The sequence below is a fragment of the Shewanella morhuae genome (genome assembly GCF_900156405.1).
Lineage (GTDB): Bacteria > Pseudomonadota > Gammaproteobacteria > Enterobacterales > Shewanellaceae > Shewanella > Shewanella morhuae.
The window spans coordinates 1-14,457 of record NZ_FTNN01000021.1 but is presented as its reverse complement, the minus strand read 5'-3'; the positions used below and the strand labels follow the sequence as shown (position 1 = coordinate 14,457).

Here is a 14,457-nt window from a genome sequence, read left to right as displayed (position 1 = left end):
AAAATGTGGTTAATGTAGTGATTAACGTAATACTAAATACAGCATGCTCTTATCGCGCATTATTTTCAGTGCAACAGCGCCTTCTTGATCTTTTAGCTGGGCTTTAAGGGTTTTAAGATCCTTAATCGTGGTGCGGTTAATCCCCACAATGACATCGCCTTTTTGTAAGCCACTCATCGCTGCAGGAGAGCCTTGAGCAACCTCAGTAATTTCAATACCTTTAGATGAGTTTTCTAAGGTTGCCCCTTGCAGCATAGGATGCACAGCGCCTGCTGCTGACTCAGTACTTTGGCTAGCTTCGCCCAATGTGACTTTAACCGTTTTCTTATCACCATCGCGAATAATGCCTAATTCAACTTTGGCTCCCGCACCCATAGTGGCGACTTTGGCTCGTAATTCTTGGAAGGATTTAATGCCACGACCATCGACACTAACAATAATATCACCCGCTTTAATTCCCGCTTTTTCTGCAGCACTTCCTGCTGTGACTTCATTAACGAAACCACCATGCTGAGTATCTAAACCAAAACCTTGTGCGAGTTGGCTATCAAGATCGCGTCCCGAAATACCTAATACACCACGGCGAACTTCACCATGCTCAGCAATTTGTGCAACTAAACTTTTCACCATATTGGCTGGAATAGCAAAACCAATACCTACGTTACCACCGCCTGGCGCCACAATTGCTGTGTTAATGCCAATTAACTCGCCGTTTAAGTTAACGAGTGCGCCACCTGAGTTACCACTGTTAATTGCTGCATCGGTTTGAATAAAGTTCTCTAGCATTTCAATGCCTAAGCCGCTACGGCCTAACGCGCTGACAATACCGGATGTAACGGTTTGACCTAAACCGAAGGGATTACCGATAGCAACAGCAAAGTCACCAACACGAAGTTCATCAGAGTTAGACGATTTTATTGCAACTAGATTTTTTGCCTCAATTTGCAGCAATGCAATATCAGACTCTGAATCAGTACCAATTAATTTAGCTTTTACTTCTCGTCCGTCGTTAAGGCCGACTTGAATATCATCTGCGCCATCAATCACATGGTTATTTGTAACAATATAGCCTTTTTCCGCATCAATGATGACGCCAGAACCTAAGCCCCTGAAAGGACGTTCTTGTACTTGTTCTTGCGGTGCATTAGGTCCGAAGAAATAACGAAAAACATCAGGTACTCTTTGTTTCGAAACATGAGTACCAGTGACGGCAACAGAAACTACCGCTGGAGTTGTGCGCTCAAGCATAGGCGCAAGACTTGGCATAGATTGCCCATCAACCGTCTGAGGAATCGCTGCCTGTGAAACAACGGGCATCATCGTCAGGGTTGCGGCTAACATAGCGGCTGAAAGTACTGATAATTTTGTTTTCATCTATTCATAACTCCAAATAATGGTTAATCGATCCGGATGTAATGCATCAGCAATTGTGCGAGCGTCAGATCAACTCTGTATCGGTACCGGCTCTTTGCCTAGGTAACAACTCTGACACGCACCTTATTGAAAAAGTTCTTCAATATTAAAATATGTTAATTTTTATTAGCGATTTACACGATCTTTATGAGCGTTTCAATACCAAAAAATGGGGACGTTAGCCTTGTTATTCAAGCTAAGGTTTATTTCGCTCACAATAAACTGAAATGATTTACAGCATAGCCCTTTGAGCACAATTTACCCGCTTTTTATACTGTATTGTCTGTTTTCATCCAGCATTACGTTCTGTATTGATATATCCTGCGTGACATTTGCCGTGTTAATATTGTGCTAGTTTTAATAACGGACATATAGAGAATCAAAAAGTGCCTCAGTTAAGCCCTTGGCAACATTATCAAAAAGATCTCACCCGTGATGGTTTTTCCCATGATCCGGCTCAAGAAATTGCAGTTAAAGCTTTACAACGTGTTTTTGAAGATTTAACCACCTCGGCTACGCCTAATTCAGGTCTTGGAAAATTTTTTACCGCTTTGGGTCTTAAATCAGCACCAGCAGCACCGAAAGGACTCTATCTTTGGGGCGGTGTTGGCCGTGGTAAAACGTATTTAATGGATACGTTTTTTGATGCTTTGCCTAGTGGTCAAAAATTGCGCGCGCATTTTCATCGTTTTATGCATCAGTTACATCATGATTTGGATGAATTAAAAGGCGTGCGCGATCCTTTATTAGTCATCGCAAAAAAAATGGCAGCTGAATATAAAGTTATCTGTTTTGATGAGTTTTTTGTCTCAGACATTACCGATGCCATGTTATTAGGAACGCTGTTTCAAGCGTTATTTAAAGAAGGTGTTGTGCTTGTTGCAACCTCTAATATTATTCCTGACGATCTCTATAAAAATGGATTGCAGCGGGTGCGTTTTTTACCTGCGATAGCATTAATTAATCAGCATTGTGAAGTGTTAAATGTAGATTCTGGTATTGATTATCGATTGCGAACGCTTGAGCAAGCTGAGATTTATCATTACCCATTAGATGCCGATGCGGATGCTAATCTATTACGTTATTTCAGCCAGTTAGCACCAGAATTAGAAGTGTTGACAACGGATATTCAAATCGATGGACGCTGCATTAATATTCGTCAGCAAGCACAAGGCGTGTTACTGGTTGATTTTAGAGCATTGTGTGATGGCCCTCGTAGCCAGCGCGATTATATGGAATTGGCGCAGCAGTACCATACTGTACTCGTCAGCGGTGTAGAGCAAATGGGCGCATTTTTAACGGGCGATGATATCGCCAGACGTTTTTTAGCGATGGTCGATGAGTTTTACGAGCGTAACGTGAAACTGATTATATCGGCCCAAGTACCACTTGAAGATATCTACAACGATGGTTTATTGAGCTTTGAGTTTAAGCGTTGTTGCTCACGTTTGATTGAAATGCAATCCCACGATTATTTAAAAACAGAGCACCTACCTTAGCCGCTTAAACTCACTGTTTAACTTTAATGCCCGCTGTAAATCACCCGCAGCGGGTTAATCCCCAGGATGACTAGCTATATAGCTTGATGTTTTATTGTTTTTCTCAAAATATCAGGTGATTTTTAACTCAGCTTTGTCTATACTCCGCAGCCTGCCCACGTTACTCCGCCAATTGGGCGGAAGTTGTAAGCCGAAGTCAGTGCTCGAAGGGGTGCTAAAAGGCAATTTTGTGTTATTTGCAAGCGCAGATAACATGTGAGACAGAAAATTAACTTTGGGTTTTTGTAATAATGAAGACTTTTACTGCTACACCAGAAACCGTAACTCGTGACTGGTTCGTCGTTGATGCAGACGGCAAAACTTTAGGTCGTATCGCAACTGAAATCGCTATCCGTTTACGCGGTAAGCATAAGCCAGAATACACGCCACACGTTGATACCGGTGATTATATCATCGTTGTTAATGCTCAAAAAGTGACTGTAACTGGTAACAAAGCGAAAGGCAAAACGTACTACTCGCATTCAGGCTTCCCTGGTGGCATTAAGCAAATCAGCTTTGAAAAGCTGCAAGCGCAAAAGCCAGAAATGATCATCGAGAAAGCAGTTAAGGGTATGTTACCAAAAGGTCCTTTGGGCCGTGCCATGTTCCGTAAACTAAAAGTTTACGCTGGCGCAGAACATAACCACACTGCACAACAACCTCAAGTTCTTGATATCTAAACGGGATTTAAGCAAATGGCTGCAACTCAGTATTACGGCACTGGCCGTCGAAAAACATCTACTGCTCGCGTTTTCGTTAAAGCAGGAAGTGGCAACATCGTTGTAAATCAACGTCCTTTGGATCAGTATTTTGGTCGTGAAACTGCTCGTATGGTTGTTCGTCAACCATTAGAGTTAGTTGAAATGACTGACAAGCTGGACATCTATGTAACTGTTAAAGGCGGTGGTACTACTGGCCAAGCAGGCGCAATCCGTCACGGTATTACCCGTGCTCTGATGCAATTAGATGAAGCTCTGCGTCCATCACTACGTTCTGCTGGTTTCGTTACCCGTGACGCTCGTAAAGTTGAGCGTAAGAAAGTGGGTCTACGTAAAGCACGTCGTAAGCCACAATTCTCTAAGCGTTAATTCGTTTTTGGAATATCAAAAAACCCAGCTTTGCTGGGTTTTTTATTGGCTAAATTTTATAATATTACCATTATGCTCTTGCGATTAAATGTACTGGGATACTCTTGTTTTTGTATTCTACGATTGAGTTTGGGGTGAATATGACTTTCCAAGTTTTTATGCTGGCAGTAGTACTTGTATTGATTTTAGAAGGAGCTGGGCCACTGTTATTCCCTAATAAATGGCGACGTTATTTAAATGAGCTCTCTCAGCAAAATCAGCATGTTATTCAGCGGTTTGGAGGCATTTTAGTGACAGTAGGCATCGTCATGTTTATTATTTTCACGTAAAAGTCTACGACAATAAAGTGATTGGCAGAATTGGCATTAGGCTAACCTACTAATAGAAGATACCTTTGGCGTTTTGCGAGTCGGCGCTCCATTTAATCTAACGCTTAGCTCACATTAACAGTGTTAGTGACCTCTGATTGACTAAATAAGATATATTGGATGTCTGAAGATGGAATGGTTGTTAGCGATAACATATCGCCTGCACTATTTCTAAAATGCAGCTTTGTTGCTGAAGGTTATGAATAGATTACGCCCGTTTATGAGTTTATATTAGGCTGATGTGAGTCGATTTTAGAGCAAGATCAATTAATTACAGCCACCTACAGTTATCAAACCTCTTGTAGCGGTATTAGAAATACTAATCCACATTATCTCGATGAATTCCCATCGTAACTAAATCATGATTTTAGTGAGTTCGCCCAATTAAAGCAGTGATTCTTAGCCTTTACTACGAAGATATATGCTTTTCTCTGTTTAATTCAACGGTTAGAAATCCAGCTCAAGCTCAAGAAATAGGTTATACTGCCGATGTATGTATTCATCCTATTGTCATTGAGAGTTGTTATGCTACGTACAGCACTGGTTGCGCTATTACCTTTAATCTCTTCAGTATGTTTTGCACAAACTGAAGCGGTGGATATTTATAGCCAAGATCAATTGCTTGATTTGATCCGTAGCAATCAATACTTAGCAAAAGTGAAACAGGATGATTGCCAGCTAGTCCAAGACATTGAGGCGCGAGCCCAAGTCTTAAAACAGCCTTTATATCAGTTTCTATGGGGCGAAATGCTCAACCATGGGACCTGTGTAAAAGCCAATCCTGCAAAGGGTATTGCTTTGTTGCGTGACTCGGCCGAACAAGGTAGCTCAGAAGCGATGTTAAAGCTTGCCGAGTATTATCAGAGCGGGAAATTTGTCATCCGCAATAAAGATAGGGCAGTACATTATTTACTGCCTGCAGCTGCAAGTGGTGATTTAACTGCTCGCATGACGTTAGTGCGTTTATTCAGTGAAGGTGATGGTAGTTCTAGGGATTATGAAATGGCCTATCACTGGTTATATAACGATGTATTTACGGACGAGGCGACACAGAAAAAAGCTTTGTCTTTACTGAAGGCGTTAGCAGCTAAAATGCCCCCTAGTGCAGTGGCGCGGGCCCAGCAAGAATAGTTGTTAAGCCGTTAAGTTGTCTCTCAATATAGAGACACATTATTTGGATATTGAATGATCAAAGACCCTCATTTTGAGCGTGAACAGGATAAGTACGAAAACCCTATCCCAAGCCGTGAGTATATTATCGATTACTTACGTTCTCAGAAATCACCCATCACTCGTGACAGCATTGCTGCGGCATTAAACATTCATGAGGAAGAACCTCTTGAAGCCCTGCGTCGTCGCCTACGTGCGATGGAACGCGATGGCGAGTTGGTATTTACTCGCGGGCAGAGCTATGGCTTGCCTGAGAAGATGGATCTGATCTCCGGCACTGTTATCGGGCACAGAGAAGGCTTTGGCTTTTTCAAACCCGACGAAGGTGGTGATGATTTATTTATTTCAAACCGCGATATGTTGATGTACTTTCACGGTGATAAAGTGCTGGCACAAAAGGCTGGCACAGATCGCCGTGGCCGTCGTGAAGCGCGTTTAGTTAGATTGATCCAGCCGCGAAGCGCTGCAATTGTCGGTCGTTATCATGTTGATAGCGGCATGGCATTTGTGATTGCTGACGATAAGCGTATTACTCAAGAAATTTTAGTCGCGAATGAAGATCGTAACGGCGCTCGTCAGGGCGATGTTGTGGTGGTGGAGTTAACGCGTCGTCCAGGTCGTTTCGTTAAAGCTGCAGGCAAAGTGACAGAAGTACTCGGTAAGCAAATGGCGCCGGGGATGGAAATTGAAATCGCCCTGCGCAACTATGACTTACCGCATACTTGGTCTCCGGCAATCGAGAAAAAACTGCGCCGCATTCCCGATGAAGTAACTGATGCAGATAGGGTGGGGCGAGTCGACTTACGTCATTTACCTTTAGTGACTATTGATGGTGAAGATGCCCGCGATTTTGACGATGCCGTGTATGCAGAGAAAAAGGTTGGTGGTGGCTGGCGTTTATGGGTTGCGATTGCTGACGTAAGTTACTATGTACGTACTGACTCTGTTTTAGATACAGAAGCACGTGCTCGCGGTAACTCGGTGTATTTCCCATCGCAAGTTATCCCTATGCTGCCGGAGAAAATCTCTAACGGCCTATGTTCGCTAAATCCTCACGTCGATCGTTTATGTATGGTCGCTGAGATGACGGTGTCTGCTAAAGGTAAGTTATCGGGCTATAAGTTTTATCCGGCAGTGATGTATTCACACGCTCGCTTCACTTACACCCAAGTCGCGGATATGTTAGAAGGTGGCCCAATTGCGCCTGAGCATGAAGCCCTATTCCCGCATCTGCAATGTTTACAATCTTTGTATTTAGCACTTGATGAACAAAGGGCTGAACGTGGTGCGATTGCGTTTGAGACGATGGAAACGCAGTTCATTTTTAACGAGCAACGTAAGATTGAAAAAATCGTACCGCGCGGTCGTAATCAAGCCCATAAAATTATTGAAGAATGCATGATTTTAGCCAACGTTTCGGCGGCTAAGTTTGTCAAAAAACATAAAGGTGAAGTGCTGTACCGCGTACATGAAGCGCCCTCTGAGCAAAAGCTGGCAAACTTTAAAGAGTTTCTTGCTGAGCGTGGTTTAACTATGGGTGGCGGTTTAGAACCGACACCATCTGATTATCAAAATTTAATGCTACAAATTGCCGAACGCCCTGATGCTGAGCTTATCCAAGTGATGCTGCTGCGTTCTATGCGCCAAGCCATTTACACCCCTGATAACGAAGGTCACTTTGGTTTAGCACTAGAAGAATACGCGCATTTTACATCGCCTATTCGCCGCTATCCGGACTTAGTCTTACATAGAGTGATCCGTTATTTACTGGTAAAAGAGCAGGGTGAAACTACTGAGAAGTGGACGCAGGATGGTGGCTACCATTATCAACTTGATGAGCTCGAAAAACTAGGTGAAGAGTGTTCAACCACTGAACGTCGTGCTGATGAAGCAACTCGTGATGTCAGTGATTGGCTGAAGTGCGAGTTTATGCAAGATCATGTTGGCGATACTTTTGAAGCAGTGATTGCATCAGTCACCAGTTTTGGTTTGTTCGTGCGTTTAAATGAATTGTTTATCGATGGTTTAGTGCATATTTCAAGCCTAGGCAGCGATTACTATCAGTTTGACTCTATGCGCCAACGTCTTATTGGCGAGCATACTAAGCAAGTTTATCAAGTTGGCGATCCTGTGACGGTGAAAGTCGCCGCAGTTAATCTCGATGACAGACAGATTGACTTAGTCATGTTGGGTGATGATGGTAAAGGTAGCAAGCGTAAAGCGTCAGCTAGCCGTGATAAGCCAATGACAGCCCGTGAACGCGTTAATCGTGAAGGTGCTAAGCAAGGCAAAACGAACAAAATCGCGACATCTACAGCTAAGACTGAAGCAGGCAAAGCCAAACCTAAGGCTAGTACTACAACGAGTGCTAAGTCTAAAGCTAAAACGAGTACTAAGGCTAAAGCAGCGCCCAAAGCTCAGAAAACAGTAGAAAAAGATCCGGCTACCAAGCCCAAAGCCGCTAAGCGGAGCACGAGAAAGAAATAAATGAAAAAACAAGATATTATTTTTGGGATCCATGCCGTTGAAGCCCTGTTAAAGCACAGTCCTGAGCGCATTATTGAATTATGGCTGTTACAAGGTCGCGATGATGAGCGTTTAACGGCATTGGCTAATGAGGCCAAATCATTCGGGACAACAATTCAGTTGGCGTCACGTAAGGTTTTAGATGACAAAGCTGAAAGCAGCCAACATCAAGGTATTGTGGCGCGCGTCAAAGCCGCTAAAGTGTTAAATGAACAAGATCTGGATGTGCTGCTTGCTAATACTGAGCAACCTTTCCTGTTGATTTTGGATGGCGTGACGGATCCCCATAACCTCGGTGCTTGCTTACGTAATGCCGATGCAGCCGGTGTACAAGGTATTATTGTGCCTAAGGATAACTCAGTTGGCTTAACTGCCACTGTGAGTAAAGTGGCCTGCGGCGCAGCAGAAACTGTACCGTTATTTCAAGTCACTAACTTAGCGCGCACTATGCGCCACCTACAAGATAAAGGTGTGTGGATTGTGGGGACTGCTGGTGAAGCCGACTGCGAACTGTATCAAGCCGATCTTAAAGGATCGCTAGCGATTGCCATGGGCGCCGAAGATAAAGGGCTGCGCCGTTTAAGTCGTGAGTCATGCGATTCGCTTATTTCAATTCCTATGGCGGGCAGTGTGTCTAGCTTGAACGTATCGGTAGCGGCGGGTGTTTGTCTATTTGAAGCTGTGCGTCAGCGTCGTAGCTAACATTTAAACTACGCAGTGATACCATGCTTGCGGTAATCAGAAACGGCTTAGCTGTAAATACAGTTAAGCCGTTTTTTTATGAGTATTATTTAACTAAAGGCTTTGCTACGTTAACTTGATTATTTTCAGAGCTATCGGTTTGGGTAACGTCTTCATCAGTCTGCCAAGTATCGAAACAAAATGTGAGTTGCTCTTCATTACTCTCAATTGCGTCATCATCGACGCCATCAGCCCCTAAATCATATTCGTCCTCATCAGCATTAAACGATGGTGTCATATGTTCTTGAATCGACTCAACATCAACTCGTGGATCGAGTGCGGCTGCCAGTGGTGAGGAGACTAAATCACCGGTCGCCATAATATAATCTTGGGTCACGTTGGTTTCAATTATTTGCTTTGAGTGTAGATAATGTAAACGAATTAACAGTATTAAGGTACAGGCCGACATGAAGCCATATAACATGCTGTTGCCCAGCCATTGCATTAACGTTGAGGCGATGAGTGGGCCGATACTGGCACCTAAGCCAAAGGTTAATAGAATGGTGGCTGATAAACCTACCCGTTCATTTTGTTCGACGCGTGAGTTAGCGAGTGCAGTAGCAAGTGGATAAAAAGTAAAGCCTAAAATACCAAAGAGAAAAGTCATTACTAGCGATATAACAGGGTGATAGGGGATCAGGCAGATCGCCAAGGCTAAGATACCGAGTAGTACACAGTTGATACGAATAAGGCGACTGCGAGACATAATGTCAGATAGCTTTCCCATCGGCCATTGCGCCAGTAAGCCTGCTAAAATTGTTGCTGTCATATAGGTGGCAACTTTTTCTGGTGGTAAACCTAAGTTGCTTGCATAGGCGGGCGCGAGACCATAAAAAGAACCGACTATCATGCTGCCAATTGCTATGGTAGTGAGTGCTTGCGGTGCTTTTTTCCAATAATGGGCAATTTTAAGCGGTGCCGGCACCAAAGGTGCGGGGTGAAGGCGGCGGGTGAGTGAAATTGGTACGATACAGAGTGAAAAGCAAATAGCGATAAGCAATAGCGGTTCTAAACCTAATTCTGGGAAGATACTAATGGCGCCTTGGCCCAAGATTAAGCCAAAGTAAGAAACAATCATATAACTGGCAAATACGGTACCCCGTTGGCTATTCTCGGCTTGCTCATTAAGCCAACTTTCCAACACCATGTATTGGCACATCATACCCATGCCGACAATCAGCCGTAGCAGCAGCCAAATAGTTAGTTCATCTACTAAAGCGTGGCCTAAAGCTGAGGCTGCGACTATCCCTGCACTGGCGACAAAGGCACGAATGTGGCCCACTTGAGCAATAAGCTTATGACCTATCTTAGAGCCCGCAACAAGACCAATATAGTAGGCTGACATCATGCCGCCAATCCATATTTGTGGCACATGCATCACAGAAAGTCTAAGGCCAAGATAGGTTGTGAGTAAGCCACCGGCCAATACCATTAATAAAGTCGTGCTATATAAAGAGGCAAAAGTGCGCAGCGGATTAGTCATTTACAACTCCGAAAACACTATAAAAATAACAACGTGGAGTGAGTATATCAGGGGTTAGTGTTTAAGTTGTGTTACAAGTTGTTGGTAAGCTTTGACTCACTTCCCATTTTTAGGTGAAATTTTATTAAAATGCGGTGAGGTAACGTAGGCGTACTACAGTCTATTTTAAAAATTGGAAATCCATAAACTGCGTTATAAAAGATATGTCATTAAGAGTGAACTTATCTAAAGGTATAAAGCAGGTTAAAAGTGGTAATAGTGTCTGTTTGTTGGCTGCCATCAGGAACGATTTCAGTATATTTGATGTTCATTCCGATTTTAAATGCCCAATCTTGGAATACGAGATTTTTGTAGCTCATGTCTAAGGTGAGGGTATTATTGTTCTCGCCAACTTCAGCAGTCAGATCCGCATTTAGGCTGCTATATTCCTGTAGTTTTTGAGAGAACTTAGCCGCTGTACGTAAAATGACATCTTTTTCAGCATCAGGATCAGGAACATCAATTGATTCAGCGGGCATGTTATATCGGTAACCGGGGCCGACTTCGAGGCTTAGTTTGGTTTTATAACTACTGATGGCATTAAAACCGTAACCACTAGAAAGTGTTGATATTTGTGTGTAACTACCAAATTGATCCCAAGTAAAATCACCGCGACCGAAAATATAACCCTTAGTGAGTTTATAATTCGATTGCAATTGTAGTTCGTATTTTTCGGATGTGGTTTGGTTTTTCTCAGAGGCAAAATAGGCTTTTAATATGGCCTCTTGCTTGGTTCGTTCAGTATCGTAAATCAGCTGAGTACGGCCATTAAAACTACTGGATTCATTATTGCCAGTATTGAGCTGTAAACCCGCTTCGATTTCGGCTGTAAAATCACTGGGCGGCTCTTGATAGTCTGGAGGAACAAGCGCAAGCGCAGGTAATGAAAGGAAAAATAAACTGATTAGTATGATAACTTTTAGCATTATGTTTAATTCTTGATTAGCAGATTTCAGATGCTCAAATATAGGTGAGGCGCCATCATACCTGTATTGATTAGCGAGGCAAAGTTATTGCTTGAATTTCTGGCTTGCTTTCTGTACTATCTCGCGCTCAAATCAGTCACTATTTTTCGTTCCTTGCCTCCATTTGGTCTGACTGAGCCAATACCGAGGCTACATAACCGTAAGGAGCAATAAATGCGTCATTACGAAATCGTATTTATGGTTCACCCAGATCAAAGTGAACAAGTACCAGGTATGATTGAGCGTTACACAGGTGTTATCACCGAAGCTAACGGCACAATTCACCGTTTAGAAGATTGGGGTCGTCGTCAACTGGCTTACCCAATCCTTGATCTGCATAAAGCTCACTACGTTCTAATGAACGTTGAAGCCAAAGCAGAGACGATCGAAGAGCTAGAAACAGCTTTCCGTTTCAACGACGCAGTTCTGCGTAATATGGTAATGCGTACTAAAGTTGCCGTTACTGAAGCATCTCCGATGGCTAAAGCTAGAGATGAGCGCGACTCACGTCGTGGCCCAGCTGGCGAACGCTCATATGATGAAGCTCACGCTGAAGAACACGCTGAGTAAGGTAATCTGTGACCACCAATAACTTGGTGTTATCTGGAACGATAACTCGTTCAAGACGCTTTAAAAGCCCAGCAGGTATTGCACACAGTGTAATGATGTTGGAACACAAATCGCAGCGTTATGAAGCAGATATGCTCCGCAACGTCTACGTACAAATTCAAGTGATATTGAGTGGCCCACGCTTTGAAAGCGTGGCAGATGATCTGAAAGCAGGTGTGGAAGTGCAAGTGAAAGGCTTTATGACGCTTCAACAGGGGCGTAATGGTCAAAATCGCTTAGTCATCCATGCCGAAAATGTCGAATTGAAAACTTAGGAGACTGTCAACATGGCACGTTATTTCCGTCGTCGCAAGTTCTGCCGTTTCACCGCTGAAGGTGTTGCAGAGATTGATTACAAAGATATCGTTACTTTAAAGAACTACATCACTGAAAGCGGCAAAATTGTTCCAAGCCGTATCACTGGTACTAGTGCTAAATATCAGCGCCAACTAGCTCGCGCTATTAAGCGTGCTCGTTATCTTTCTCTACTGCCATATACTGATTTACATCAGTAATTTGCAGTATTCCTAATCGAATATAGAGGATTTGATAATGAATGTTATTTTACTAGATAAAGTTGCAAACTTAGGTAGCTTAGGCGACCAAGTTTCAGTTAAAGCCGGTTATGCTCGTAACTTCCTTTTACCTTACGGTAAAGCGGTAGTTGCAAATGCTGCAAATACTGAAGTATTTGAAGCTCGTCGCGCTGAATTAGAAGCTAAATTAGCTGCTGACTTAGCTGCTGCTAACCAACGTGCTGAGAAAATTGCTGCATTAGAAGCTGTTGTTATCGCTTCTAAAGCGGGTGATGAAGGCAAACTGTTTGGTTCAGTTGGCAACCGTGACATCGCTGATGCAGTGACTGCTGCTGGTGTTCAACTAGCTAAATCAGAAGTTCGTTTACCATTAGGCGCTCTGCGTACTACTGGCGACTTCGAAGTTGAAGTTCAGTTACACACTGAAGTTAAAGCTTTTGTTAAAGTTTCTGTGGTTGCAGAAGCTTAATTACAACTCGCTTTATACATTAAGAAGCACCGCTTAGGCGGTGTTTTTTTATGGGCGCAATTTGTGAAACACGTCACTCCTAAGTAATTCCAATTACTTTAATTATATGTTCAGTTCAGAATCTTACAGATATCTCAATCCAAGGTGCGTTTAACTTCCGCTAAATGAACAGATATTTAATGCGATTGGTATAAGATCATAACGTCGTCAAATTGAAAAGCCTTACCCATTTTAATGGCTAAAAATCGTTCGCGCTCTCACTCAGGGCAACCGCATGAGTGTTCATTAATTAGCCACGCCACTAAATCCAGCATTTAATACCGCTTCTAAGTATGCTGTTTTCATCCAGGCTCGTTTTTGTTTAGCTGGTATGCTTCCTTTTGAAGGTTCGCTTCTAAGCATATTCAATGCGACTTGGCGTAACATAGCCCAATTCTCAGCACCATGGTCTTGATAAATTTGGCAAACATCTTCCCGCATACAAACATCTAACACCCAATGCAGGCTATTTTCTACAGCCCAATGATCACGCACTGCTTCAGCGAGTTGTTGCTCTGTCAGTTCAGCCGAGCTGATATGGTAACGATACATGAGTTCTGGCGCTTTTCCTTTTTGCTGACGAAAGCTCATACTCATACCAAGTGTTTGTAATTGAGGCCATTGTGAGAATTTTTCTGTAAACTGTTTGGCACTTAAGACATGGTAAACTCGCGCTTCGATACGACCATGTTGTTGCTCAAAGCTTAAGCCACCTAGCGGGGCTTTACGTGTCTCAGAAAATGCTGTTTCTACAGCTTTATGCAGATTGCCCTGATTACTTTTTAGCGTAAATAAGTAATCGCCACCTTGCTCGACAATGTGCTCTGCAATGTTAACTTGGCAGCCCATGGCATCAATCGAAACTAAAGCACCTTCAATATCCAGAAGCTTTATTAGCTCTGGGATTGCAGTGATTTCATTAGACTTTTCAGAGGTCTTGACTTGCCCAAGAACGAGTTTGTTTTTACATGCAAACGCATTCACCATATGAATTGTTGATTGTCGGTTTCCACGTTGATAGGAGCCTCTCAATGTCTTGCCGTCTATCGCGATAAGTTGACCTTGCGTTATTTCATGCACGGCTTGCATCCACTTTATGAAACACAGCCTAAATTGCTCGGGATCAATACGTGATATGGTCCTCGCGATGGTGTCATCGACAGGGACACCACCATTTAAATATCCATGCTGTTGAAACCAATCAAGATGACCGTCAGCGTAATCTCGGATCTCGCTCCAACCCTCGGCTCCAGCGATAACACCACACAAGGTAACAAATAAAATATCTTCGAGCGGATAAGTGATTTTAGCCGATTGACGGGTATCGGTGAGCTCGCTGAAAAAGGTTGTGAAGGTTTCAAGGTACATAATTTACTCTCCTAAAAGAGAGTATAAGATCACAGCTAAGCAAGGGCGTCAAACAGATTATGTGTCAACATTATCAGTTCAAAAAACGTTCACGATCTCACCCTG

The 14,457-nt window shown here is 43.1% G+C and carries 15 protein-coding genes; 11 read left to right on the top strand and 4 right to left on the bottom strand.

Features of this window, described 5'->3' with window-relative positions:
- Positions 1-21 precede the first annotated feature (21 nt).
- The gene (degQ, locus tag BW947_RS17530) at positions 22-1,374 is read right to left on the bottom strand and encodes a Do family serine endopeptidase DegQ (protein WP_076502034.1); all 1,353 of its coding nucleotides are present in this window, start codon (positions 1,372-1,374) and stop codon (positions 22-24) included.
- A 425-nt stretch (positions 1,375-1,799) separates the two neighbouring features.
- Between degQ and zapE the strand changes: the two genes are divergently transcribed.
- The 7 genes from zapE (at position 1,800) to rlmB (ending at position 8,805) form a co-directional block, all read left to right on the top strand.
- The gene (zapE, locus tag BW947_RS17525; protein ID WP_076502032.1) at positions 1,800-2,912 is read left to right on the top strand and encodes a cell division protein ZapE; all 1,113 of its coding nucleotides are present in this window, start codon (positions 1,800-1,802) and stop codon (positions 2,910-2,912) included.
- Between the two features lie 290 nt (positions 2,913-3,202).
- On the top strand, positions 3,203-3,631 hold the full coding sequence (gene rplM / locus BW947_RS17520; protein ID WP_076502029.1) for a 50S ribosomal protein L13: 429 nt from the start codon (positions 3,203-3,205) through the stop codon (positions 3,629-3,631).
- 15 nt (positions 3,632-3,646) lie between these two features.
- A complete protein-coding gene (rpsI, locus tag BW947_RS17515; protein ID WP_076502026.1) occupies positions 3,647-4,039 on the top strand; it encodes a 30S ribosomal protein S9 in 393 nt (130 codons plus the stop codon).
- A 140-nt stretch (positions 4,040-4,179) separates the two neighbouring features.
- Positions 4,180-4,368: a DUF2065 domain-containing protein gene (locus BW947_RS17510; RefSeq protein ID WP_076502023.1), complete on the top strand. Its 189-nt coding sequence runs from the start codon at positions 4,180-4,182 to the stop codon at positions 4,366-4,368.
- 528 nt (positions 4,369-4,896) lie between these two features.
- A complete protein-coding gene (gene motX / locus BW947_RS17505; RefSeq protein ID WP_083948263.1) occupies positions 4,897-5,538 on the top strand; it encodes a flagellar protein MotX in 642 nt (213 codons plus the stop codon).
- Positions 5,539-5,592: 54 nt separating this feature from the next.
- Positions 5,593-8,064, top strand: a complete 2,472-nt coding sequence (gene rnr, locus BW947_RS17500) for a ribonuclease R (RefSeq protein ID WP_076502018.1) — start codon at positions 5,593-5,595, stop codon at positions 8,062-8,064.
- The gene (gene rlmB / locus BW947_RS17495; protein WP_076502015.1) at positions 8,065-8,805 is read left to right on the top strand and encodes a 23S rRNA (guanosine(2251)-2'-O)-methyltransferase RlmB; all 741 of its coding nucleotides are present in this window, start codon (positions 8,065-8,067) and stop codon (positions 8,803-8,805) included. It abuts the gene before it with no gap.
- 85 nt (positions 8,806-8,890) lie between these two features.
- Here rlmB and BW947_RS17490 read toward each other — a convergent pair whose 3' ends face one another.
- Positions 8,891-10,327 carry an MFS transporter gene (locus tag BW947_RS17490; RefSeq protein ID WP_076502013.1) on the bottom strand — a complete coding sequence of 479 codons (1,437 nt, stop codon included), beginning with the start codon at positions 10,325-10,327 and terminating at the stop codon, positions 8,891-8,893.
- Between the two features lie 221 nt (positions 10,328-10,548).
- Positions 10,549-11,292, bottom strand: coding sequence for a DUF481 domain-containing protein (locus BW947_RS17485; protein ID WP_076502010.1), 744 nt, complete (start codon positions 11,290-11,292; stop codon positions 10,549-10,551).
- A gap of 213 nt (positions 11,293-11,505) precedes the next feature.
- Here BW947_RS17485 and rpsF point away from each other — a divergent pair, with 213 nt between their 5' ends.
- Genes rpsF through rplI form a run of 4 tightly spaced genes read left to right on the top strand, consistent with a single transcriptional unit; the run spans position 11,506 to position 12,945 of the window.
- Positions 11,506-11,901, top strand: a complete 396-nt coding sequence (gene rpsF / locus BW947_RS17480) for a 30S ribosomal protein S6 (RefSeq protein WP_076502007.1) — start codon at positions 11,506-11,508, stop codon at positions 11,899-11,901.
- Between the two features lie 8 nt (positions 11,902-11,909).
- Positions 11,910-12,215 (top strand): primosomal replication protein N, encoded by a 306-nt coding sequence (gene priB / locus BW947_RS17475; protein ID WP_076502004.1) that lies wholly within the window; start codon positions 11,910-11,912, stop codon positions 12,213-12,215.
- 12 nt (positions 12,216-12,227) lie between these two features.
- Positions 12,228-12,455 (top strand): 30S ribosomal protein S18, encoded by a 228-nt coding sequence (gene rpsR / locus BW947_RS17470; RefSeq protein WP_006083042.1) that lies wholly within the window; start codon positions 12,228-12,230, stop codon positions 12,453-12,455.
- Positions 12,456-12,492: 37 nt separating this feature from the next.
- The gene (gene rplI, locus BW947_RS17465; protein WP_076502001.1) at positions 12,493-12,945 is read left to right on the top strand and encodes a 50S ribosomal protein L9; all 453 of its coding nucleotides are present in this window, start codon (positions 12,493-12,495) and stop codon (positions 12,943-12,945) included.
- 285 nt (positions 12,946-13,230) lie between these two features.
- On the opposite strand, the gene BW947_RS17460 is transcribed toward rplI, so the two are convergent.
- Complete coding sequence (locus BW947_RS17460; RefSeq protein WP_076501089.1) at positions 13,231-14,352, bottom strand: ISAs1 family transposase; 1,122 nt, start codon at positions 14,350-14,352, stop codon at positions 13,231-13,233.
- Between the last annotated feature and the right edge of the window lie 105 nt (positions 14,353-14,457).